The following is a 24,026-nucleotide window of genomic DNA, read 5'->3' on the forward strand; positions in this document are numbered from 1 at the left end:
GGGGTGGTGATTTGGTTGATTTAAATTTGAAGTGTTTATAACAAATTTTGGGTTTTATATATTTTTTTTATATGAGTTTTAGTTCTCATATTTAGTTTTTAATTGTTTTTGTTTGGTATATAGCTTGGGTTTTAGTTGTAGGTAAAGAATAAGTATTTGCGAATGAAATAAGAGTGTATTTTTGTATTTTTATAGATTTTAAAATAAAAATTATTGGTTTTATAAAAAATATTAATTTTTATAATGTATTTTATCTTTTTGTTTTTTTGGAGGATATATGAAAAAATTATTTTTAACTTTATCACTGGGTTTTGCAACTTTATTGGCTAATGAGAAATTATTAAATATTTATGAAAGTCCTACTTGTGGATGCTGTGATTTTTGGGCTAATTATATGAAAGATAAAGGTTATAAAGTGCAAATACACAAAAGCGATGATTTTTTAAAAATAAAAGAAAAAATGAATATTCAGCCTATGTATCAAAGTTGCCATACTGGCGTAATTGATGGTTATGTTATAGAAGGGCATGTGCCTGAAGATGCAGTTGCTTGGCTTTTGAAAAATAAACCTGAAGATGTTATAGGTATTTCTGCTCCTGGTATGCCTCAGGGAAGTCCTGGAATGGAGCAAGGTTATGAAGAAGAATATCCTGTAGTTTTGATGCTTAAAAATGGAGACTATAAAATTTATGGGATCTATAAAGGACATAATTTAGTCAAGGCAAACTAAGCAATTTTGCTTAGTTTATTTTATATATTAATGGTATTCTTATATGAAAAGTTTTTTCATATTGTGGAAAATTCTTAGACGCTATACGTATAGTTTCTAAGGCACTATCGTTCAATAATTTATATTTTGATGGTTTTAATATTTTTAAGTTTAATAGATTTTTATCTTTAGTCCATGTGAATTCTACTAAAATTTCGCCACTCATTCGCATTTTTTTGGCTTGTCTAGGATAGATTAAAGCTTCATCTATAGCTTGTTTGACTTCTTTTAAAAGTTCATTGTTATTAGCTAAAGATATGCTTTCTTGAGAAGTTATTGGAGTTTTTTTTTCTTGTGTTATAGTTTTTTGAGGTTTTATTTTTTCATTTAATTGATTTATTGCCTTGGTATTGGTTAAAGTATTTGTTTTTTTAGGTTTCATAATAGCTTTTTCTTTTGTTTGTTCTAGCTTTTTTATTTTTTCTTGTTTAGGCTGTTTCGTTTTTACTTTAGGGGAATCTTGTAAAAATTGTTTTATGGCTATATTAAATTTTTCTTCTTTTGAAGTGCTATGTTGTATATGTAAAAAATTCTTAGTATAAATAAAAACAAAAAATAAAGGCAAAAAGAGAAATAAAGTAATAAAAAAGGATTGATTTTTATGATTACTTATGAATGCTTTCATCTTTTTTGCTCTGTTAAAATTTGAAAATTTTCATGATTTTTGTTTTTTAAAATATCAATAATTTTTATAAAACTTTCAAATTTTGCTTCTTTATCACTTTTTAACTCTACTAATGTTTTAGAATCTATAGTGTCAAATTTTGCTTTTATTTCTTCTAAGGAAGCTGTTTTTCCATCGATATAAAATTCATTTTCTTTATTGATTAAAATACTCACTTTGTCTTTATTTTCGTTTATGGAATTTGAATTTTCACTTTGAGGTAGATTGATTTTGATTTCACCATGCGCGATAAAAGTGGATATGCTTAAAACAATAGCTAGTAAAACAAGCATTATGTCTATAAAAGGAATGATGTTTAAACCCTCATTTTTTGGTAATTTAAGCATTTTTATCCTTAAAAATACGATATGCATTACTCAAGGTTGATATTTTTCTAAGTAATCCATTATAAGCCATCAAAGAAGGGATAGCAACTAAAATTCCTAATGCTGTAGCTTTTAAAGCTAGCGATAAACCAATAACAATAGATTTAACATTAATATTCCCGCTTGCACCCATGTCGTAAAATGTAATCATAATCCCCACTACAGTTCCCAAAAGTCCTACATAAGGAGCATTAGTGTAAATGATATAAAGCATGGTGAGATTTTCACTAATTGCATCATCAAATTTTTCTTGACATTGATAATCATTTAGCTTAATTTTTCTAAAAAACAATATACGTTCTATAGTGCACCATATAGCAATAAATGCCATTATTCCTAAAACAATAAATATAATTAAGTCAATGTAAGTTTTTAAAAATTCCATCTTATCCTCGTTTTATTTTTTTGTGATTATATTACTAAAAATTAAATTTTTTATTAATAACAATTATCATAATTGATACAATAAATTTATTTTAAATTAATAATTATTATCATAATATTCCAGTTTTGAAAATATATTTATAAGAAAGGAAATAATGAAAAAACATTGTTTATCGTTTTGTGTTGCTAGTTTTTTGGTCTGCAATGCTTTATCGCAAGAAGTTTTATTAGATAGCTCCATAGTAAGCGCTTCTGGTTTTTCTCAAGATATTAAAGAAGCCCCTGCTACTATAAATGTGATTAGCAAAAAAGATTTAGAAAGTAAGCCTTATAGAGATGTTGCTGAAGCTATTGCTGATATTCCTGGTGTGGATTTATTTGCTAGCAAAGGAAAAACTGGATCTTATAACATTACCATGAGAGGTATTACTGGATATACTTTAATTTTAATTGACGGACGGCGACAAGGGATAGGCGGAGAAGTAGGGCCTAATGGTTTTAATGAAATTTCAAATTCATTTCTGCCTCCAATTTCTAGCATAGAAAGAATAGAAGTGATAAAAGGGCCAATGAGTACTTTATATGGCTCTGAAGCTTTAGGTGGTGTTGTGAATATCATCACAAAAAAAGTAAGCGATAAATGGGAAACATCAGTTAGTTTAGATAGTATTTTTAATGCACATAAAGAATGGGGTAATACTTATGGTACAAGTATATATTCAAGTGGTCCATTGATGAATGATCGTTTGGGGCTTACTTTGCGTTTTAGAGAATTTTATAGGGAGCAATCTAATATAAAATATAGAGATGGTGGTGGAAAAGAAATCGAAGCAAAAAAGGAACAAAGTCCTACAAAAGCAAATAATTTTAATTTAGGAACTCGGTTAAATTATTTGGTAGATGAACATAATACCTTGATATTTGACATTGATTTTTCAAGAAATCATTATGATAATAATAGAGGTCAAATAGGTGATTTAACTGTGCCTGGAAATGACGCAGGTTCGTTAGGGGGTGGCTATAAAGACACCATGCAAGTAGATAAGTTGGTAACTTATTTAAGTCATGAGGGGGTATATGAAGACTTTTCGATTACTTCTACCTTGCAGTATAACCGTGTAAGTAATGATGGTCGTGAGGTAGTTGGTCAAAAAACACAACCATTTTTAGGACAAAATAGAGATATAGTTGCTGAAGATATTATTGTAGATACAAGATCAGTTATTCCTTTAGGCCAAAGTCATATTTTAAGTGTGGGTGGTGAATATAGACTTGAAAAAATGCAAGATAAAATAGCTAATCCTACGAATTTTGATCAGTATTTATTAGCTCTTTTTGCAGAAGATGAGTATAGTGTAAGAGATGATTTAAGATTTACTTTTGGTGCAAGGTATAATCATCATGAAATTTTTGGAAATAATATTTCACCAAGAGCTTATTTGGTTTATAATCCTACTAGCGAACTTACTTTAAAAGGTGGTGTTTCAACGGGCTTTAGAACTCCATATGCTAATAGATTGATAGCAGGAACTTATAATTACAGTGGACAAGGAAAAATTCCTGTTTATGGAAATCCAAATTTAAAAGAAGAAACATCGCTTAATTATGAATTAGCTGCTGTTTATAATAATGACTTATTTTATATTTCAGCAACTGGCTTTCTAACCAATTTCAAAGATAAAATTTCTAGTCAAGAATTTAGCAAAAATAGTATGATTTCGGGTGTTGGAAAATGCGAAGCTGAGTCTTGTTATCAAGCGATTAATCATGGCAAGGTTGAATATAAGGGTATAGAGCTTGGAGCAGGGATTACCCCTATAGAGCATTTAAATTTAGATTTAGCTTATACTTATCTTGATAGTGAAGTAAAAGATGCACAAGATAAAACGATGATAGGAAAACCAGAAATTGATAGTCTAAAACACAATATCATGCTAAAAGCAAGTTATAATATCTTTAATAAATTCACTCCATGGGTAAAAGGCGAATGGCAAATAGATCGATATATGGGTGATACAAATATTAATAGAGAATATTACCAAGATGTCTTTTTAGCTTCTATGGGTGTGCGTTATGATATCAATAAAAATTGGAATATTAATGCAGCAATTTATAATCTTTTTGATAAAAGTTTTACAAATGATTGGGAATCTTATAAAAACAAAGGTGAAGATACTTGGGTAAATACTTATAACCGCATAGAAGAGGGAAGAAGAATTTATATTTCAATCAATGGTAGTTTTTAATTGTGTATAGTTGGGGAACCAAAGAGCTTATTAAGAGCTTCTTTGGTTTCGTCTTTAGGATCGTATTTTTTAGCGTCTTTTTTAAAATTTTCAAAATGCTCATTTAGATTTGGAGTGCTTTTTACTTCTTGTTTTATGGGAGTTTTGAATATATCTTGCAGCTTTTGAGTATCTATGGTTTCTATTTTTTGGATTTTAATTTGTGCTTTTTCTCCAAAAAGCTCATGAAGCAATGTTTTGATTAATTTAAAACCATTGTTTAAAACCATTCTATCATCATCTTTAGCATGCGAGCTAATGCTTAAAATGTCATCTTCAAAAGAAACAAACTGTGTGGTTTTTTTAAAAACTTCAGCTAAGTCATAATCTCTTTTATATATTGCTTTTAAGAGATTTTCATAAGGACTAAGTTTTTCTTCTTTAGGGGCTTGTTGAATAGAGGGAATTTCTTGTTGTTTTGGGCTTGGCATGTTATTTTGTTTTGAACCTTTAATAGCCTCATCAATGCTTTTTAAATAAGTTGCTTCTATAAGCATGAAAGCCATAACACAAAGCACAAAACTATCATCATCACTAGAATTTAACATAGTCTTAGCGCGTGAAAGAATTCTAAAAAATCTTTCATAAATTAACATAGAAAAAAGATTATTTTTGGCAAAAAATGCTTCTTTTAGAAAAAATATCATCTCATCAATGACATTACTTGCTTCATAATCTTCAAATTCTTTTAAAAACTCAAGAACTTTATCCTTATCGTTAGCTAAAATGGCTTGATAAAATTCTTCAATTTTAGCTGGATCTAAAAAGCCTAGCATCGCAGTGATTTTTTGTGTTTGTATATCATTTTGACAATATACTATGGCTTGATCTAGTAAGGTTAGGGTGTCTCTTAAAGAACCATTTCCGCTTCTTGCAATGAGTTTTAAAGCTTCTTTTTCATAACTAATATTTTCTTTTTCCAAAATCCATTCAAGATGATTTAAGATATCATGGGTAGAAATTTGCTTAAATCTAAAATGCTGCGTTCTTGAAAGAACTGTGGCAGGAAGTTTTAAAGGATCGGTTGTTGCTAGTATAAATTTTACATAACTTGGTGGCTCTTCTAAGGTTTTAAGCAAGGCATTTGCTGCTTGTGGGGTGAGCATATGTACTTCATCGATAATAAAAATTTTAAACCTAGCTAAAGATGGAGCGTATTTGACTTGCTCGATAAGCTCTTGTATATCTTCTAAGCTTCTATGGCTTGCAGCATCCATTTCTATAATGTCTATATTAGAGCCAGTGAGTGAAGATAAACATTGAGAGCATTCTCCACAAGGATTAGCACTTGGTCCATTTTCGCATACTAGAGCTCTTGAAAAAATTCTTGCACTTGAAGTCTTTCCGCTTCCGCGTAACCCTGAGAATAAGTAAGCGTGCGCTAAACGGTTATTTTCAAGAGCATATTTTAAGCTTGTAGAAACAGTATTTTGCCCTACAAGCTCATTGAAATTTTTTGGTCTGTATTTAACAGCAAGAGCTTGAAGCATTGCTACTCATTCATGATAGATAATAACTCTTCGTTGCTTTTGGTTTTTAGCATTTTAGAGTATAAAAATTTTAATGCTTCTATATCATCCATTTGTGAAATAGCTGATCTAATTGCCCAAATTTTTTGAAGCTTTTCAACACCTTGGAGTAATTCTTCTTTTCTAGTACCTGATTTTATGATGTTAATTGCAGGGTAAATTCTTCTATCTGAAATATTTCTATCAAGAACGATTTCGCTATTTCCCGTTCCTTTAAATTCTTCAAAAATTACTTCATCCATTCTTGAGCCTGTTTCTATCAAAGCAGTTGCTATAATGGTTAATGAGCCACCATGTTCTATATTTCTAGCTGCACCAAAAAAGCGTTTTGGTTTATGTAAGGCATTTGCATCAACTCCACCGCTTAAAACTTTACCACTACTTGGCGTAGCAGTATTATAAGCTCTTGCTAATCTTGTGATAGAATCAAGCAAGATAATGACATCTTTGCCTGTTTCTACCATTCTTTTTGCTTTTTCTATAACAAGCTCAGCTACTCTAACATGATTATAAGCAGGTAAGTCAAAAGTAGAGCTAAAAACTTCACCTTTTACACATCTTTGCATATCTATAACTTCTTCAGGGCGCTCATCTACTAAAAGTACAATCAAATGAGCCTCTGGGTGATTTTTAGCAATAGCAATAGCTAGTTCTTTCATTAACTCGGTTTTACCAGTTCTTGGAGGTGCTACGATTAAGCTTCTTTGACCTTTTCCTATAGGAGCAAATAAATCAAGCATTCTACCTGTTAGTTTTAAGGGATCGTATTCTAATTTGATTTTTTCAGTTGGAAAAATTGGAGTAAGATTGTCAAATAAAGGTCTTTCTCTAGCTTCTTTTAATGGAAGATAATTAATCGCTTCAATTTTTAACAAAGCATAGTATTTTTCTTGATCTTTTGGTTCCCTAACTTGACCAGTAACTATATCTCCAACACGCAGAGCAAATTTGCGAATTTGTGAGTTTGATACATAAGCATCATTTACACTATCGCTTAAATTTGAATCCATTCCACGCAAAAAGCCATAGCCTTCAGGTGAAATTTCTAAAATCCCTGTAAAGAGTATAAAGCCACCTTTTTTGGTTTGTGCTTTTAGAATTTCAAAAATAAGATCTTGTCTTCTAAATTCTCTTGGGTTTTCTATTTCTGCTTCATTGGCAATTTTAACTAAGCTTTCTAGATCAAGCAACTTTAAATCTTCTATCTTATAACCTTCCACTGGAATGTGTGTTCTTTGATGTTGTTTTTTTTCTTTTGTATTTTCCATATATCCTCTAAAATGTAGAAAATGTAGTATTTAATAATGAATAAGAGATTTTATTCAAAAAAATGCTTCTTTGTCAAATTTTTTAAAATTATAATATAGCTTTGTAAATAATTTTTAAAATAGTGATTTTAAAAAAATGATAAAATATTGTAAAAAATTATTGAAGAAAGTATAAGATGAAATGTAAACACTGCCAATTAAGTTTCAGACAAGATCAAATGATAGAAAAAAATGGAAATTATTTTTGTTGTAAAGGCTGTGAGAGTGTTTATGAGATTTTACAAGAAAATAATTTGGAAGAATTTTATGAAAAACTTGGCAATCAAACCCTAACTCCTGCCATAATAGAACATAATGTTAAAGATTATGAAAAATACATACAACAAACCAAAGAAGGTTTTAGTGAGATTTTTTTACTTATAGAAGAAATTCATTGTGCTGCCTGTGTTTGGCTTAATGAAAAAATTCTCATTAAAAGTGAAGGGGTGATAGAAGTTGATATTAATTCTATTACTCATAAAGCAAGAATTGTTTTTGATGAAAAAAGTATAAATTTAGCAAAAATTATCCAAAGCATAGAAAGTATTGGTTATAAAGCTAGTGTGTATTTGCCTACAAAGAATGAACAAAGAGCAACTCAAACTAAAAGAGATTTTTATGCAAAATTAATAGTTGCCATAGCCTGTGTGATGAATATCATGTGGATATCTGTAGCCAAGTATGCTGGGTTTTTTAGTGGCATGGAAGCTGATACTAAGGATATTTTGCATTTTGCTGAATTTTTACTTTGTACTCCCGTGCTTTTTTATACAGGCTCAATCTTTTATAAAAATGCCTATTATGCTTTGAAATTTAAAAGTGTTAATATGGATACTTTGGTAATTAGCGGGGCGAGTTTAGCTTATATATATTCAATATGGGCAATGTTTTCAAGAGCTTCGCAAGTGTATTTTGATTCTGTAGCGATGATTATTTGTTTTGTTTTTATAGGAAAGTACTTAGAGCTTTTAAGTAAGAAAAAAGCTCTTGATACGCTTGATCATTTACGATCGTTTTTAAGCAGTGAAGTAAGGGTTTTAAAAAATGACAAAATAGAAAATATCGATGTAGAAGAAGTACAAATAGGAGATATTATAGAATTAAAAGAAGGCGATAGAGTTTTAATAGATGGAGTGTGTGTTAGTGGTAATATTAGCTTGGATATGTCTAGTTTAAGTGGAGAGAGTTTACCGCTTGATGTGCAAAAAGATGATATGATTTATTCTGCTTCTTTGGTTTTAAGCGGGAATGCTTTATATAGGGCAAATGCACTTTATAAGGATTCTAAATTAGCTAGGATTATTAATTTACTTGAAAACTCCAGTTCAAAAAAAGCCAAAATAGAAAAAATGGTACAGCAAGTAAGTAAGTATTTTTCACCTATTATTTTAACTTGTGCTTTACTTTGCTTTGCTTTTACTTTTTTTGTGTTAAATTTGGGTTTTGAAGAGGCTATGATACGCATGGTTTCTGTGTTAATTATAGCTTGCCCATGTGCTTTAGCTTTGGCTACTCCGGTGAGTTCTTTAGTAGCAATTAGTGCTGGTTTGAAAGAAAAAATTTTATTTAAAGAAGCAGGTGTTGTGGAGGATTTGAGCAAGTGTAATGTGGTTGTGTTTGATAAAACAGGGGTTTTAACAAAGGCTAGCTTAGAAGTTAAAAAAAGCTTTTTGGATGAGAGTTTGGATAAAAATGAGTTATTAAATTTCTTACACCTAACTAACCACCCAGTGGCTAAAAGCATTTTGAAATTTTTAGATGAAAAAATCGATGGCAGAATAGAATTTGAAAAAGTTCAAAATTTTCAAGCAAGAGGTTATAAAGCCTTTTTGGGCAAAGATGAATTTTTGGGAGGAAATGAGAAATTTTTCAAAGAAAATCATATGCAAGTACAAGAATTTCAAACCACGCATTTTATATTTGCTAAAAATAAAATTATATTAGCAGTTTTTGAGTTAGAAGATAGTATGAGAGAAAGCTCTGAAGAGTTGATTAGATTTATGAAAGAATGTAAAATGCAAATTTATATGTTAAGTGGTGATAATTTATCTGCTGTGAGTAAGGTGGCTGAAAAATTAAAAATAAATAATTTCAAAGCCTTGTGTATGCCAGAAGATAAAATGCAAATAATAGCTAATTTAAATCAAACAGGTAAGGTTTTAATGGTAGGAGATGGAGTAAATGATGCTTTAGCACTTTCTTATGCAGGTGTTGGGGTTTCTTTAAAAGAAGGTTCTGAGCTTGCTATGGAAAATAGTGATATTATATTGTTAAAAAATGACCTAAAAAGCTTACAAAAAGCCATACAAATAGCTAAAAAAACTTATCAAATTATTAAACAAAATTTGGCTTTTTCTTTATTTTATAATGCCTTGAGCATGCCTTTAGCTTTTTTTGGTTTGATTAATCCCTTAATCGCGGCTTTATCAATGTCTTTTAGTAGTATAATAGTGATTTTAAATGCTTTAAGGATTAAAAAATGAACGGTGTTTTAATGATGATGATAGGCGTTTCTTTGGTTGCTTTGTTTTTGGCAATTTGCGCTTTGCTTTGGGGTATAAAGAATAAACAATTTGATGATGATTATAAATTTACTACTTTAAATGATAGCGAAGAAGCTTTAAATGATGCGGTGATTTTAGAAAAAAGAAAAAAAGAAGCTTTAGAAAAGAACAAAAAACAGCCATAAAGGCTGTTAAATTATTTTTTTAAGTTTTCGATATATTCTTCAATTGCTTTGAAATCTGCTTCTGTTAAACCTTTAAGGTTGATTTTCATGATAGCACCTTGACCATAAGCATTTCTTTTACCTGCTGCATAGTCTTTCATGTATTGCAATCTTTCAGCTGCAGTTAAAGAATTTAAAGCAGGAACTTTGTTAAGATAAACTTTATCTGCTTTAGCACCATGACATACTGCACATTTTTTGTAAAGTGTAGCACCATCTGCAGCAAAAGCTGAAACACCAAGACATGCTAAAGCTGATAAAACAAGTAGCTTTTTCATTGTATCACTCCTATATAAATTGAAAATAAAATGTTTTGAATTATAAGCTTTTTTTATTTAAAGTCGCTTAAAAAACTTTTTTACTTGATAAATTATAAAAATCTTAATAAAAATACATTATAATTTTTTTATGAAAACAAGGGCGTTATTTTTAGATAGAGATGGGATTATTAATATAGATAAAAAATACGTTCATAAGATCAGTGATTTTGAATTTTGTGATGGTATTTTTGAACTTTGCGAATTTTTTCAAAAGCAAAATTTTTTAATTTTTGTAGCTACTAATCAATCAGGCATTGCAAGAGCTTATTATAGTGAAAAAGATTTTGAAATTTTAAGTTCATATATGCTGGATGAATTTTTAAAAAGAAACATTAGAATAGAAAAAATTTATCACTGCCCGCATTTAGAAAATTGTGAATGTCGTAAGCCAAAACCCGGCATGCTTTTAAAAGCACAACAAGAATTTGATATAGATTTTTCACAATCTTTTTTTATAGGGGATAATTTAAGCGATATGCAAGCTGGAATTAATGCTGGTGTAAAAAATCTATTTTTGATTAATGAAAATTATAATGATGATAAAAACTATAAGGTCTTTAAAAATTTAAAAGAACTTTTGCATTATTTAAAGGATAGAAAATGAAAATAGTGATAACGGGTGGAGCAGGTTTTATAGGCTCTGCACTTGCTTTAGAACTTCAAGATAAACATGAAGTTTTGATTGTAGATAAAATGCGTTCAAGCACTACTTTTGAAAATGGAAATTTAGAAAGCTTTGGTCATTTTAAAAATATTTTAGATTTTGAAGGTGAGCTTTATGTGGGTGATATTAATGATGAAAGAACTTTAAAAGTTATAAAAGATTTTAAACCCGATGCGATCTTTCATAAGGCTGCAATTTCAGATACAACTGTTTATGATCAAAACAAAGTTTTAAAGACTAATTTAAACACTTTTAAAGATTTTATAGAACTTGCTTTGGAGCTTAATGCAAAATTGATCTATGCGAGTTCAGCTTCAGTTTATGGAGATGCACCAAGCCCACAAACTGTAAATTTAAGTGAAGCTCCTAAAAATCCTTACGCATTTTCAAAGCTAATGATGGATAAATTAGCAAAAAAATACTTTGATAAAATGCATATAGTTGGGCTTAGATATTTTAATGTATATGGCAAGGGAGAATTTTTTAAAAATAGCACTGCTTCTATGATTTTGCAATTTGGACATCAAATTTTAGCGGGTAAAAGTCCGCGTTTATTTGAAGGAAGTGATCAAATTTATCGTGATTTTGTATATATTAAAGATGTTGTGAGCGCAAATTTGCAAGCTTTAGAAGCAAAAAGTGGAATTTATAATGTAGCCACAGGCAAGGCAAGAACTTTTCAAGATATAGTTGATATTTTACAAAAAGAATTAAACACTAATTATCCTTGTGAGTATATTCATAATCCTTATAAAAACGCTTATCAATTTCATACTCAAGCAAAATTAGATGAGAGTTTTTCATATAAAGCTAAATTTAGTCTTGAAGAGGGAATAAAAGATTATTTAGATGAGATTAAAAGGCTTTATGAAAAGGAAGTAAATGCTTGATTTTTTAAGTTCTAAAAAGCCAAAAATTTTAGTTGTTGGGGATTTTATGGTGGATCATTATATATGGTGTGATTGTACTAGAATTTCTCCAGAAGCTCCTGTAATGGTGATGAAGTCACAAAAAGAAGATAAAAGACTAGGTGGAGCTGGTAATGTATATGCAAATTTAAAAAGTCTTGGCACTGAGGTTTTTGCTCTAGGACTTGTGGGTGATGATGAGAGTGGAAGATTTTTAAAAGAGAATTTAAATGCAAAATTATTAGTAGAAAAAGATAGAAAAACCCCTCTTAAAAGCAGAGTTTTATCACATTCTCAGCAAGTTTTAAGGCTTGATGATGAGAATGATTTTGATACTAAATTAGAAGATGAAATTATTCAAGAGTATAAAAAAATCGCAAAAGATTATGATGCGATTATTTTGAGTGATTATGCCAAAGGGATTTTAACTTCAAAAGTAACAAAAGCTTTGATAGAGCATGCAAATACTTTAAATTTACCTATTTTGATTGATCCAAAAGGAAGTGATTTTAGCAAATATCAAAATGCAACCTTGCTAACTCCAAATAAAAAAGAAGCTATTCAAGCTTTGGGCGTAGAAAAAATTGATAATTTAGAAAAAGCTTTGAAAAAATTAAAAGATGATTTAAATTTAGCTTATTCTATTATAACTTTATCTGAAGAAGGAATAGCACTTTTTGATGAAAAATTACATATTATTCCTGCAAAAGCCTTGGAGGTTTATGATGTAACAGGAGCTGGGGATAGTGTTATAGCTATGCTTGCTTATGCTTTGGCTTTAAAAGTTGATATTGTAAAAGCGTGCGAGCTAGCAAATGATGCAGCAGCTGTTGTGGTAGCAAAAGTAGGAAGTGTGAGTGTAAGTTTAGAAGAGATAAAAAACCTCAAAAAAGCTTCTTTTGAAGATAAAATTAAAAGCAAAGAAGAGCTTGTAAAATTGTTACAAGATCAAAAAGTAGTTTTTACCAACGGGTGTTTTGATATTATGCATTATGGTCATATAAAATATCTTGAAAAAGCTAAAAAATTAGGAGATATCTTAGTTGTAGGTTTAAATTCAGATGAAAGCGTAAAAAGACTAAAAGGAAATTCAAGACCTATAAATTTAGAGTTTCAACGTGCATGTATGCTTGCGAGCATGTATTTTGTAGATTATGTAGTGATTTTTGATGAGGATACTCCTTATGAATTGATAGAGTTTTTAAAACCTGATGTGCTAGTTAAGGGAGCTGATTATAAAGACAAAGAGGTAGTGGGTTCAAATTTAGTAAAAAAAGTAGAATTGATCGACTTTGAAGATGGATTTAGCACTACCAATATAATTAATAGGATTGCAAATGATAAATAAAATCGAAAAGGAATTTATTCAACATCAAAAAACTTTAGAACAAAGTTTGAGTTTAAAAGAGCAAATTGCTATGGTTGCTCAAGAGTTAAAAGTGTGCTTGAAAAGTGGTGGGAAAATTTTAATTTGTGGAAATGGTGGAAGCGCTGCAGATAGCCAGCATTTTGCAGCTGAACTTAGCGGAAGATATAAAAAAGAAAGAAAGGCTTTAGCTGCTATTGCCCTAAGCACTGATACCTCTGCTTTAAGCGCTATAGGAAATGACTATGGTTTTGAATTTGTTTTTTCAAGACAAGTTGAAGCTTTAGCTAGTGATAATGATGTGTTGATTGGAATTTCTACTAGTGGAAAAAGTCTAAATGTGATCAAAGCTTTTGAAAAGGCCAAAGAAATTGGTGCTAAATGTATAGGACTCAGTGGAAAGGGTGGTGGAGTGATGAATGAACTATGTGAGCATAATATAGTCATTCCAAGCGATGATACAGCTAGAATTCAAGAAATGCATATTTTAATTATACATTGTTTATGTGATTTGATAGAAGAAGAATATTAAGTTTGGGTTATTTTCCCAAACTTAAATAATATTCAATTTGATCTTTTTGTAAAATTCTAATTAAATTTGTACTTCCTGCAACACCTACTGGAAATCCTGCAGTAAGAGTGTAAACTCCACCTTTTTTCATAAGGCCTTTTTCGACTCCAAGTTTTACGGAATTGCTTAAAAGCTCTGTTAAATTTTCGTGTTTTTCTATTAATATAGCAGGTTGAACTCCCCAAACTATACTTAAAAAATTTAAAGCTTTTTTAGAATGAGTGATAGCTATGATATCCATTTTTGGACGATATCTTGCTGTTTTAACTGCAGAGGCACCACTGCTTGTGATGGTAAAAATTGCATTTGCATTTAAATCAGTTGCTAGTTGTGTGCTTGATTTAGCAATGATATCAGTTTCATTGAAACATTTAAAGGTTTCAAATTTTTCATAAGGATAGTTTTTTTCTGTTTCTATAATGGTTTGAGTCATAATATCAACCGCATTTGCCGGATCAATCCCTACCGCGCTTTCTTCGCTAAGCATAACTGCATCAGTGCCATCAAGCACAGCATTAGCAACATCTGAAATTTCAGCTCTTGTGGCAGTTTTGGATTTTGCAAGTGAAAAAAGCATTTGAGTAGCAGTGATGACAGGTTTATTAGCCTCGTTAGCCTTTTTAATGATGAGTTTTTGTATATTCGGTACTCTATAATAAGGTACTTCAATACCCAAATCCCCTCTTGCTACCATTATACCATCACTGCAATTTATGATTTCATCGATATTTTCAACAGCATCAAATTTTTCTATTTTTGCAAAAATAGCAATTTTGGCATTATTTTCATCAAGTATTTTTTTAACTTCATCAATATCATGAGCATTTTGTACAAAAGAGATGGCTAAAAAGTCAACATCATTTTTAATACCCCAAGCAAGATCATCTTTATCTTTTTGGGTGATAACATCGATATTAATTTTTGTATTAGGAAAATTAATTCCCTTGTTTGAACTAAGTACCCCGCTATTTTCTACTTGGGTTTGGATAAAATCTTTTTCAACTTGCACTACTTTAGTTTTGATGGAGCCATCACAAAGATAGATGTATTCTCCTACCTTTAGCATTGAAAGAATTTCAGGATGATTAATACAGACTTTATAATGTTCATTAGAAAGTTTTTCTCCTTCAAAAGTATCCTTGTAAAAGTCCAGTCTATCTCCATTTTTTAATTCAAAAGCTTCTGGAATTTTTAAGGTTCTAATTTTTGGTCCACTAATATCTTGTAAAATTCCAATTCTTGCATTAAGTTCAGTTGCTACTTTTCTAATAGTAGTTAGATTTTGACTATGATACTCATGGGTTCCATGTGAAAAATTTAAACGAAAAACATTCACCCCATTAATAATCATTTGTCTTATTGTAGCTTCGTTTTCACTTGCTGGTCCAATCGTTGCAACTATTTTTGTTTTTTTTAGCATTTTTTATCCTTTTTATAGTAGTTCACTAGTAAATAAATCCTCATTAAAATTAGCACCCAAGTATTGACAAATAAGTTTTGCATCTCTATAACCATTGCCAAGACAGCTTGTAGCACCTGGACTTGGTGTCATATTGAAAATTATACCTGGAATTTCAGTGATACTTGCTTCACCAAGCATTAATTCCCCCGCCTTTTTATCAAGCACTTGAGGGCGCACTCCGCCAAAGTTTTTAGCATAGTAAATATCATCTGTTTTTAAACTAGGAACTATTTTTTTGGCATCTTTTACAAAAAGTCTTTTGTTAATATAAGGAATTTCAAATAAATAATTATAAAGAATATAATTTCTAATAGTAGAATCTTTAAAAAGATTAAAACAAATTTTAACTACATTCATGTCTAAGTTAAGTGTTTTGAAAAATTCAGGTAGTGATTTAAAACCATGGTATCTTTCTAACATAGGGATAACTAAGGCAGTAGGGCCAAAGCGTGTATTCATATTAGCTAATAAATCAGGATCACCATGTAGCGCAGCAAATGGTAGTTTTGGATTTTGCACCATGTAAACTTTACCATTTAAAATTTTTCTTTTAGACATATAAAAACTTCCTGCAACCGGAAAGCAAGATTTATCTAATCCTATACCCATTTTATGTGCCAAAAATAAAGAATGCGCTCCTGCATTTACTATAATAGATTTCGCACTATATTCTTTAAAATCTTTTGTTTTAATATAAAAAATATCATCTTTTTTTTCTATAAACACAACTTCTTGATTATAGGCAACATGGGTATTTTTTCCTTGTTTGCAAGCTTGCTCTATAAGATTTTGACTCATCAAGCCAAAATCTACTGTAGTATAAACCGTTCCTGCTTCTACACCCATAGCTACTACTTCATCGGTTCTATCATTTATGCCATCTTCGTCTAATACAACATTAGGTTCTATTTGCTTAATTTCATCTTTAGTATAAAATTTAATATAAGGATATAATTCTTTAAATTCTTCATATCTATTTTTCATATACTCGCATTCTTTGTCTCCAACTGCAAGTGCGAGTTTTTGGTGTGAGTGCATAAACTTATTTTGTGCATTTTGCAAAAGACCATATTTTACAATCATATCTGCTGTTGTCTTAACTTTTTTTGCTTTTTCTAAAGTGTAATTTGTCTCTATATCACCACAGTGGATAGTTTGTGAATTGCTTGTGCTATGGCTATTTAAAGTTGCAGCGCTATTGTATTTTTCTAACAAAGCAATATTTTGAATATTTGTGTATCTAGCCAGCTCGTAAAATACTGCAGCACCAGAAATCCCACCGCCAATTACCACGGTATCAAAATGCTTTTGATCCATTGTTATCAATTCCTTTTGTGTGTTTGATTTTGCTAATAATATCAAAATATAGTTGTTTTGAGTAAATAAATTTTATAATTTCAAGTGCTTGGGTATAGAAATAAATTTTAAAGTATAAAATTTTCACAAACAGCTTTTTTCATACCTCTAAAAATTAAAAATTTATCATAAATTGCATAGTCGAAAAAATTTGCAAGAAATTGCCCATCTCCGCCTGTAAAATATAATTTTTTATCATATGCACTATCTTTTATGAGTAAATATATGCTTTTAAATACACCATAACTTAAAGCATCAACAGTTCTTTGGGGAAAAGCATCAAAATTTATTTGAGTGTTTAATTCATATTTTAAACGTGATGAAATATTAGAAAAAGATTTTTTGTAACTTTCAATACCAGGAAGAATAAATCCACCAAGATGAATAGAATTAGAGATAATATCTACAGTGATTGCAGAGCCTGCATCAACTACAACACCATCTTCTATAGTATAGCAAGCTGCTATTCTATCGACCCCTAAATTATCATAAATAGTATCAAAGTTAAAATATGGAGCAAGATTGATAAATAAGGGATTTTGTTTCAATCTTTGCTCTAAATTTGGATTAACATTGATATAAAATACTTTCTGTGTTGGCTCATATTGTAAAAACTGTTCTATACTCATAGAATGAAATTTTTGCTCGTTTAAAAAACTTGCGGTTGTATTGCCAATATCACATAAAAGCATAACTTTTAATTCCTTTGGTAGTTAAATATTCTTTTGCCTTTGAGCAAATCAAAGCATGATGAAAAATAAAATAATTTTTGAAATTTAAATTTAGAGTTTGGTTTATATTTTGAAAAATACTTTCAAATTCTAGACATTCTTTTGTTAAAATTTTACTTTTCGCAAAAGAAAATAAAATTAAGCAGTATTGCTTACTTATATTTTCTCCATAAATACAAGTTATTTTTTTCTTTTTGTTAAAAACATGAATATCTAAAGACTTAGCGTTTTTTAAAATAATTCCATGTTTTATAAGAATATCACTAAGCTCTTGATTCATTTTAGTTTAATTGTAAAAATTTGTTTTGAAAGAAAAATTTACCATTTGCCATAAAACTTTTTTTATCAACAGCTTCACTTAGTTTATATACTGTATAATCTTTTAAATTGGTGTTTAATTTGATTAAATAACCTGTTTTTTCAAAAATATATAAAGAGTTGTTGTATAAGGTGCTTTTGGAAAATAGAGCAAATTGAAATTTTATTTCATTGATTTTTCTAAGATTGTAATCATTTTTAAGAATTCTTCCATCTTTTGTAAGTATGAAAATTTCATTATCATTGATATTTACTTCTTTAATATTTTCATTTAGGTATAAAGTTCTATTTGGAGTAACAACGATGATTTTTTGTGCAGTTGCAGCAACCATTGTATCATTTTTTACATGAAGGTAGATGATATTGTTAAAAAATTCTTCACTACTTACCAAAATTTCTTTACTAACTTTTAATGTGCTTTTATTGAGTATGGCTAATTTTCCATTAAGCATAGGATATATGATAATAGTATTTAAAAAATAAGGATTAGCGTAACGACTATCTTGAGCATAAGCTGTACCAAGATTTTGAAGCATTTTAATACCAAGATTTTTATTTGCATATACTAAGGTATTGCTAGCTAAAACCAAGGCTATATCATCTCCATCTATGCTTGCGCTTACTACGCTTTCATTAAATTTATGAGAAAATAATTCATCTCCTTGTAAATTTAAAATCTTAAAATTTCCATTATCATCGCCAATAAGAACTTCTTCTTGTTGCATATTTAAAATATGATAATTTTTATCTAGTTTAAAATTAATAATATTCCCCGTGGAATCTATAAAGGAATTACTATTTAATTGTGCTATATTGTTATTGAAATTGATAATCTTACCATTAATACTATGTGAGTTATAAGGAAGTTGTTCTGTTTGTGTTGGTTGATAATACTCCCTTTTTGTGCCACAAGCGCTAAAAAATATTAAAGTTATAATAAATAAATAAAAGTGTTTCATTTTATTCCTTGATAATGTTTTAAGCTTGTAATAATCTGCCATAAAGGAGAATTTATAGGTATTTTATTAAATTCTATATCTGCATTTTTAAAATCATTTTGTTTTAGAAATTCAAAACCTGCTAGTAGGGTATTATAATCTTTTAAAAATTCTGACTTTTGATTATTTTGAGCAAGTACTATTTGTTTTAACAAAGGATCTATATTAAGACTTAAAGTTTGATTAAGATCTTGATTGTTTTGTCCCATAATGAATATGGTGTATAAATTTGCATTTTTTTGTTTTAATTCTTCAAATAATTTTTGATCTGAAGGATTTTTTAATAAATTATTAAAAATCATATTACTTTCTTGAGTATTACTTTCTTGTTTTAGATTGTAAAAATAACTTCCGCTAAGATATGCGATTAAAAGTACAATGATTACAATGAAATAGTATTTGTATTTTTTTATAAAGCGCTCAGATTTGATAAAATTTTCCATCATTTGCTCTTGAGAGCTTAATTCTGCTTGAACCGCTTTTAGGTTTTCTTTTAAAGCCATATTTTCCCTTTTTTAGCAAGAATAAACATTATTTATTGTTTTAAGTCTATAATTGTAACATATAAAAATGAAAAAATAAATGATTTTATGTTATAATTTTTAACCTAAAAAGAGTTTTCTTGAGTTAAAAATTAAGATTAAGGTAAATTATGCAAATTGATGATAAATTATTAACCAAACTTGAAAAGCTAAGTGCTTTAAAAATTGCCGATGATAAAAGACAAGAATTAGAAGAACAATTAAGTCAGATTGTTAATTTCGTAGAAAAATTAGATGAGCTAAAACTTGATGATGTTGAAGCTATGACCAGCACTACAAATGCTGCAACTCCATTTAGACTAGATGAAAGTAGAAAATCTGATGTGATAGATATGCTTAGCAAGTATGCTCCAAATTCTCAGGATGGATTTTTCATAGTCCCTAAGATAATTGAATAAAATATTTGGAGTTTAATATAGATGGAAAATTTTTCTTGGTTTGATGTATTTGTTTTAGGTTTAACTGCGATTTTAGGTTTAAAAGGTTTGGTAAGTGGCTTATTTAAGGAAATTTTTGGTTTATTAGGTATAGTTGGTGGGGTTTTACTTGCTTCAAGATATGCTAAAGAAGTAGCAGAAATTATTAATAATAATTTTTATGCAATTGAAAACGAAAATCTTGCGATTTTTGCGGGATTTTTGGTTTTGTTAATTGTAATTTGGGTAGCTTGTATGGCTTTAGGAAATATATTATCAAAGATTTTTAGTATGAGCGGTCTTGGTTTTATAGATCGTATAGGTGGATTTTTATTTGGTAGTGCTAAAATATTTTTGATTTTTGCAATTTTAGTGGCTTGTATTAATAATATAGAATTTTTAAATGCAAACTTAGAAAAATATGCTAAAAATAGCTATATATTAGATCTGCTTAGACAAACAGGTGATTTTATAATGAATACTGATTTTACTCAAAATGGTTTAGATAAAATACAAGAACAAATTATAGATTCTAATTTAAGTCTAAATTCGGAGGTAAATAATGCAAATTGAAAATATTGAATATGATGTTTTGCTTGAGCGTTTTAAAAAAACACTTAAAGATAATGGTCTAAAATATACTAAACAAAGAGAAGTGCTTTTAAAAACTTTATATAATAGCGATATGCATTATACTCCAGAAAGTCTATACGTAGAAATAAAGCAAAAAAATCCCGAATTAAATGTAGGCATTGCAACAGTTTATAGAACTTTAAATTTGTTAGAAGAATCTGGTATGGCTACTTCTATATCTTTTGGTGCTTCAGGGAAGAAATTTGAACTTGCAAATAAACCTCATCATGATCATTTGATTTGTAAAAGTTGTGGCGAGATTGTAGAATTTGAAAATCCTATTATCGAACAGCAACAAATGTTAATCGCAAAAGAATATAATTTTAAATTAACAGGACATTTAATGCAACTTTATGGCCTATGTCCACAATGTAGTAAAAAATAAAGGTATATTTAATGTTTGATAATATTTTAGAGCAACAAAAAATTCAAAAAGCACAAGAGTTAAAAGAACTAGGAATCAACCCTTATCCACACTTTTTAAAAAAAGAAATGAGTATAAGTGAATATAAGGCTAAATTCACCTATATTAAAGATATAGAAAATCAGCGTGATGAAAATGCTCATGGAGTATTAGCAGGAAGATTAAAGCTTCTTAGGATAGCTGGTAAATCAGTATTTGCTAATATAGAAGATGAACAAGATAATTTACAAATTTACTTTAATCAAAACATTTTAGGGGAAGAATACTTTGCCATTTTAAAAAAATATCTTGAAGTAGGGGATATTGTTTTGGTTAAAGGTTTTCCTTTTATGACAAAAACAGGAGAATTCAGTCTTCATGTAGAACAAATTCAAATAGCTACAAAAGCTATAGTTCCTTTACCGGAAAAATATCATGGGTTGACAGATATTGAGCAAAGATATAGAAAAAGATATCTTGATATGATTATGAATAGTGAGGTGAGAAAAGATTTTATTTTGCGTTCTAAAATTGTTTCTTATATTAGATCTTTTTTTGATAACAAAGGATTTTTGGAAGTTGAAACACCAATGATGCATCCTATTGCAGGGGGAGCAAATGCAAAGCCTTTTGTAACTTATCACAATGCTTTAGGTGTGGAAAGATTTTTAAGAATTGCTCCAGAATTATATCTAAAACGTTTGATTGTAGGTGGTTTTGAGGCGGTTTATGAGATTAATAGATGTTTTAGAAATGAAGGGATGGATTTAACGCATAATCCTGAATTTACTACAATCGAGTTTTATTGGGCTTATCATAATTATCATGATTTAATGGATTTAACAGAAGAGCTTTTTGCTATGCTTTTAGATAAATTAAAATTAGATAAAAAACTTGAATTTGATGAAAAAATAATTGATTTTTCTAAGCCATTTGAAAGAATTACTTATAAAGACGCATTAAAAAAATATGGCGGTTTGGATGATGAGCTTATTAATAATAAAGAATTAATTTTGGAAAAGCTAAAAAAAGATGGATTTGAAGCCAATGAAAAATTGGAATTAGGTCATTTACAAGCTGAACTTTTTGATAATTATGTTGAAGATAAATTGATTGATCCTACTTTTGTGATAGATTTTCCTATTTCTATAAGTCCTTTATCTAGAAGAAGTGATAAAGATGCAGATATTGCTGAAAGATTTGAGTTGTTTATCGCAGGTAGAGAAATTGCTAATGGATTTAATGAGCTTAATGATCCTCTAGATCAATATGAGAGGTTTTTAAAGCAAATTGAAGCAAAAAATGCAGGTGATGAAGAAGCATGCGAAATGGATGAAGATTTTGTTAATGCATTAGGTTATGCTATGGCACCAACTGCAGGACAAGGTATAGGAATAGATAGATTGGTTATGCTTTTAATTAATAAAAAATCAATTCGTGATGTAGTGCTTTTCCCAGCCATGAGGCCACTTAAAAATGAGATAAAAGGAGAGTAAATGTTGGAAAAATTTGATAAAGAAATTTTTGATTTAACCCAAAAAGAGTTAGCAAGACAATGTGATGGTCTTGAAATGATAGCAAGTGAAAATTTTACCATACCAGAAGTTATGGAGGTAATGGGAAGTATTTTAACAAATAAATATGCAGAAGGCTATCCTGGTAAAAGATATTATGGTGGATGTGAATTTGTTGATGAGATTGAAACGATTGCTATAGAAAGATGTAAAAAACTTTTTAATTGTAATTTTGCCAATGTGCAACCTAATTCAGGCTCACAAGCAAATCAAGGTGTATATATGGCATTGTTAAATCCAGGTGATAGAATTTTGGGTATGGATTTAAGCCATGGAGGACACCTAACTCATGGTTCTAAAGTAAGTTCTTCTGGAAAGGTTTATGAAAGCTTTTTTTATGGAGTTGAGCTTGATGGAAGAATTAATTATGATAAAGTTAGAGAGATAGCAAAAGAGATTAAACCAAAACTTATTGTTTGTGGTGCTAGTGCTTATCCTAGAGTGATTGATTTTGCCAAATTTAGAGAAATAGCAGATGAAGTTGGCGCGTACTTGTTTGCTGATATTGCACATATTGCAGGCTTGGTTGTAGCGGGTGAGCATCCTAGTCCATTTCCTTATGCTCATGTTGTAAGTTCTACTACACATAAAACTTTAAGGGGTCCAAGGGGTGGGATTATCATGTGTAATGATGAAGAAATTGCTAAAAAGATAAATTCTGCAATTTTTCCAGGCATTCAAGGTGGTCCATTAATGCATGTAATTGCTGCTAAGGCTGTTGGATTTAAATATAATTTAAGTGATGAGTGGAAAATTTATGCTAAGCAAATCATCAAAAATACTGCTACTTTGGCACAAGTTTTAATAGATAGAAAATATGATTTAGTCAGCGGTGGTACTGATAATCATTTGATTTTATTAAGCTTTTTAAATAAAGAATTTAGTGGTAAAGATGCAGATTTAGCGCTAGAAAGAGCAGGTATTACAGCTAATAAAAATACTGTTCCAGGTGAAACTAGAAGTCCTTTTGTAACGAGTGGTTTAAGACTTGGAACAGCAGCTTTAACAGCAAGAGGTTTTAAAGAAGAGCAAATTTCTATTGTTGCAAATTATATAGCTGATATTTTAGATGATATACAAAATACAAAATTACAAGAGGAAATTAAGGTTAAACTGAAGGATTTAGCAAGTAATTTTATTATTTATGAAAGGGCTTTATTTTGATTACAACAATGGATTTAGCTTTAATTAAAATGGTTACAAGCCATTATTATATAAAGCGTGATACTATAGTAAATAAATACGAATACAAGGGTAGAATTTTCTTTGATAAATTTGAAAAAGTTAATGCCCCATTAACCGCTAGTGTTATACAAGAGCATATGGAAAAAAAGATAATTGTGGCGCATTCTTTGATCAATAGTTTTGATAAGGTTGAAAATATTGTATTTGATTATAACGGTTTTAACGCGGAGCGTTTTTGGCATAGAGCGCAGCTTGTTTTAAGAGAAGAAGGTTTTATTAATTTTACTGCGTATAGAACAAGAACTAATAATCATTTACATTTGTATATTCATAAAGGACATACAACCTTTAACGAGGCTTGTTCTTTGGGCTCAAAACTATCTTTACTTTTTTCTCAAAAGATGCCAGTAGAGTGGAAGGTTTTTCCTAGTATGGATATACCTAGAGAATTTAATATATTAACCTTGCCTTATGAAGTTTATCAAAAAGAACGCGGTGCTTCTTGGTCTAAACATATGTAATTTTGA

The 24,026-nt window shown here is 29.4% G+C and carries 26 protein-coding genes; 14 read left to right on the forward strand and 12 right to left on the reverse strand.

Annotated features, from left to right (window positions below):
- Positions 1-277 precede the first annotated feature (277 nt).
- Positions 278-730, forward strand: a complete 453-nt coding sequence (locus L8U00_RS06170) for a DUF411 domain-containing protein (protein ID WP_263708904.1) — start codon at positions 278-280, stop codon at positions 728-730.
- Positions 731-740: 10 nt separating this feature from the next.
- On the opposite strand, the gene L8U00_RS06175 is transcribed toward L8U00_RS06170, so the two are convergent.
- The 3 genes from L8U00_RS06175 to exbB are packed head-to-tail and all read right to left on the reverse strand — an operon-like array spanning position 741 to position 2,204.
- The gene (locus L8U00_RS06175) at positions 741-1,394 is read right to left on the reverse strand and encodes an energy transducer TonB (protein ID WP_263664148.1); all 654 of its coding nucleotides are present in this window, start codon (positions 1,392-1,394) and stop codon (positions 741-743) included.
- A complete protein-coding gene (exbD, locus tag L8U00_RS06180) occupies positions 1,391-1,780 on the reverse strand; it encodes a TonB system transport protein ExbD (protein WP_263677879.1) in 390 nt (129 codons plus the stop codon). The genes L8U00_RS06175 and exbD overlap by 4 nt, the downstream gene beginning before the upstream one ends.
- Positions 1,773-2,204, reverse strand: coding sequence for a TonB-system energizer ExbB (gene exbB, locus L8U00_RS06185; protein ID WP_263708905.1), 432 nt, complete (start codon positions 2,202-2,204; stop codon positions 1,773-1,775). Before exbB ends, exbD begins: the two co-directional genes overlap by 8 nt.
- A 154-nt stretch (positions 2,205-2,358) precedes the next feature.
- On the opposite strand from exbB, the gene L8U00_RS06190 reads away from it, so the two are divergent.
- The gene (locus L8U00_RS06190) at positions 2,359-4,449 is read left to right on the forward strand and encodes a TonB-dependent receptor domain-containing protein (protein WP_263708906.1); all 2,091 of its coding nucleotides are present in this window, start codon (positions 2,359-2,361) and stop codon (positions 4,447-4,449) included.
- Here L8U00_RS06190 and L8U00_RS06195 read toward each other — a convergent pair.
- Together L8U00_RS06195 and rho are read right to left on the reverse strand one after the other, a co-directional pair.
- Complete coding sequence (locus L8U00_RS06195) at positions 4,446-5,978, reverse strand: DNA polymerase III subunit gamma/tau (protein WP_263708907.1); 1,533 nt, start codon at positions 5,976-5,978, stop codon at positions 4,446-4,448. The genes L8U00_RS06190 and L8U00_RS06195 overlap by 4 nt on opposite strands.
- 2 nt (positions 5,979-5,980) lie before the next feature.
- Positions 5,981-7,285: a transcription termination factor Rho gene (gene rho, locus L8U00_RS06200; RefSeq protein ID WP_263683209.1), complete on the reverse strand. Its 1,305-nt coding sequence runs from the start codon at positions 7,283-7,285 to the stop codon at positions 5,981-5,983.
- 176 nt (positions 7,286-7,461) lie between these two features.
- On the opposite strand from rho, the gene L8U00_RS06205 reads away from it, so the two are divergent.
- Together L8U00_RS06205 and ccoS are read left to right on the forward strand one after the other, a co-directional pair.
- A complete protein-coding gene (locus L8U00_RS06205) occupies positions 7,462-9,807 on the forward strand; it encodes a heavy metal translocating P-type ATPase (RefSeq protein ID WP_263708908.1) in 2,346 nt (781 codons plus the stop codon).
- Positions 9,804-10,013 carry a cbb3-type cytochrome oxidase assembly protein CcoS gene (ccoS, locus tag L8U00_RS06210; protein ID WP_039668142.1) on the forward strand — a complete coding sequence of 70 codons (210 nt, stop codon included), beginning with the start codon at positions 9,804-9,806 and terminating at the stop codon, positions 10,011-10,013. The genes L8U00_RS06205 and ccoS overlap by 4 nt, the downstream gene beginning before the upstream one ends.
- Positions 10,014-10,024: 11 nt before the next feature.
- Here ccoS and L8U00_RS06215 read toward each other — a convergent pair whose 3' ends face one another.
- On the reverse strand, positions 10,025-10,330 hold the full coding sequence (locus tag L8U00_RS06215; RefSeq protein WP_263708909.1) for a c-type cytochrome: 306 nt from the start codon (positions 10,328-10,330) through the stop codon (positions 10,025-10,027).
- Between the two features lie 130 nt (positions 10,331-10,460).
- Here L8U00_RS06215 and L8U00_RS06220 point away from each other — a divergent pair, with 130 nt between their 5' ends.
- The 4 genes from L8U00_RS06220 to gmhA are packed head-to-tail and all read left to right on the forward strand — an operon-like array spanning position 10,461 to position 13,842.
- Positions 10,461-10,976: a D-glycero-alpha-D-manno-heptose-1,7-bisphosphate 7-phosphatase gene (locus L8U00_RS06220; RefSeq protein WP_263679610.1), complete on the forward strand. Its 516-nt coding sequence runs from the start codon at positions 10,461-10,463 to the stop codon at positions 10,974-10,976.
- Positions 10,973-11,926 (forward strand): ADP-glyceromanno-heptose 6-epimerase, encoded by a 954-nt coding sequence (gene rfaD / locus L8U00_RS06225; protein ID WP_263708910.1) that lies wholly within the window; start codon positions 10,973-10,975, stop codon positions 11,924-11,926. The genes L8U00_RS06220 and rfaD overlap by 4 nt, the downstream gene beginning before the upstream one ends.
- On the forward strand, positions 11,919-13,292 hold the full coding sequence (gene rfaE1, locus L8U00_RS06230) for a D-glycero-beta-D-manno-heptose-7-phosphate kinase (RefSeq protein ID WP_263708911.1): 1,374 nt from the start codon (positions 11,919-11,921) through the stop codon (positions 13,290-13,292). Before rfaD ends, rfaE1 begins: the two co-directional genes overlap by 8 nt.
- On the forward strand, positions 13,282-13,842 hold the full coding sequence (gmhA, locus tag L8U00_RS06235; RefSeq protein ID WP_263708912.1) for a D-sedoheptulose 7-phosphate isomerase: 561 nt from the start codon (positions 13,282-13,284) through the stop codon (positions 13,840-13,842). Before rfaE1 ends, gmhA begins: the two co-directional genes overlap by 11 nt.
- 7 nt (positions 13,843-13,849) lie before the next feature.
- Here gmhA and pyk read toward each other — a convergent pair whose 3' ends face one another.
- The 6 genes from pyk to L8U00_RS06265 form a co-directional block, all read right to left on the reverse strand.
- Positions 13,850-15,301, reverse strand: coding sequence for a pyruvate kinase (pyk, locus tag L8U00_RS06240; protein ID WP_263708914.1), 1,452 nt, complete (start codon positions 15,299-15,301; stop codon positions 13,850-13,852).
- A gap of 12 nt (positions 15,302-15,313) precedes the next feature.
- On the reverse strand, positions 15,314-16,660 hold the full coding sequence (locus tag L8U00_RS06245; RefSeq protein ID WP_263708915.1) for an FAD-dependent oxidoreductase: 1,347 nt from the start codon (positions 16,658-16,660) through the stop codon (positions 15,314-15,316).
- A 107-nt stretch (positions 16,661-16,767) separates the two neighbouring features.
- Positions 16,768-17,391: a type III pantothenate kinase gene (locus L8U00_RS06250; RefSeq protein WP_263708916.1), complete on the reverse strand. Its 624-nt coding sequence runs from the start codon at positions 17,389-17,391 to the stop codon at positions 16,768-16,770.
- Positions 17,378-17,710: a hypothetical protein gene (locus tag L8U00_RS06255; RefSeq protein WP_263708917.1), complete on the reverse strand. Its 333-nt coding sequence runs from the start codon at positions 17,708-17,710 to the stop codon at positions 17,378-17,380. Before L8U00_RS06255 ends, L8U00_RS06250 begins: the two co-directional genes overlap by 14 nt.
- 1 nt (position 17,711) lies before the next feature.
- Complete coding sequence (locus L8U00_RS06260; RefSeq protein WP_263708918.1) at positions 17,712-18,707, reverse strand: hypothetical protein; 996 nt, start codon at positions 18,705-18,707, stop codon at positions 17,712-17,714.
- Positions 18,704-19,249 carry a hypothetical protein gene (locus L8U00_RS06265; RefSeq protein WP_263708920.1) on the reverse strand — a complete coding sequence of 182 codons (546 nt, stop codon included), beginning with the start codon at positions 19,247-19,249 and terminating at the stop codon, positions 18,704-18,706. The genes L8U00_RS06260 and L8U00_RS06265 overlap by 4 nt, the downstream gene beginning before the upstream one ends.
- A gap of 149 nt (positions 19,250-19,398) precedes the next feature.
- Here L8U00_RS06265 and gatC point away from each other — a divergent pair, with 149 nt between their 5' ends.
- Genes gatC through L8U00_RS06295 form a run of 6 tightly spaced genes read left to right on the forward strand, consistent with a single transcriptional unit; the run spans position 19,399 to position 24,020 of the window.
- The gene (gatC, locus tag L8U00_RS06270; protein ID WP_263683200.1) at positions 19,399-19,686 is read left to right on the forward strand and encodes an Asp-tRNA(Asn)/Glu-tRNA(Gln) amidotransferase subunit GatC; all 288 of its coding nucleotides are present in this window, start codon (positions 19,399-19,401) and stop codon (positions 19,684-19,686) included.
- 21 nt (positions 19,687-19,707) lie between these two features.
- On the forward strand, positions 19,708-20,277 hold the full coding sequence (locus L8U00_RS06275; protein ID WP_263708921.1) for a CvpA family protein: 570 nt from the start codon (positions 19,708-19,710) through the stop codon (positions 20,275-20,277).
- Positions 20,267-20,722 (forward strand): Fur family transcriptional regulator, encoded by a 456-nt coding sequence (locus tag L8U00_RS06280; protein ID WP_039617809.1) that lies wholly within the window; start codon positions 20,267-20,269, stop codon positions 20,720-20,722. Before L8U00_RS06275 ends, L8U00_RS06280 begins: the two co-directional genes overlap by 11 nt.
- A gap of 11 nt (positions 20,723-20,733) precedes the next feature.
- A complete protein-coding gene (gene lysS / locus L8U00_RS06285; RefSeq protein WP_263708922.1) occupies positions 20,734-22,236 on the forward strand; it encodes a lysine--tRNA ligase in 1,503 nt (500 codons plus the stop codon).
- Positions 22,237-23,478, forward strand: coding sequence for a serine hydroxymethyltransferase (locus tag L8U00_RS06290; protein WP_263679599.1), 1,242 nt, complete (start codon positions 22,237-22,239; stop codon positions 23,476-23,478).
- Positions 23,475-24,020: a DUF1882 domain-containing protein gene (locus tag L8U00_RS06295; protein ID WP_012661221.1), complete on the forward strand. Its 546-nt coding sequence runs from the start codon at positions 23,475-23,477 to the stop codon at positions 24,018-24,020. Before L8U00_RS06290 ends, L8U00_RS06295 begins: the two co-directional genes overlap by 4 nt.
- The last annotated feature ends 6 nt before the right edge of the window (positions 24,021-24,026 follow it).

Source organism: Campylobacter sp. IFREMER_LSEM_CL2256 (genome assembly GCF_025771645.1).
Lineage (GTDB): Bacteria > Campylobacterota > Campylobacteria > Campylobacterales > Campylobacteraceae > Campylobacter_D.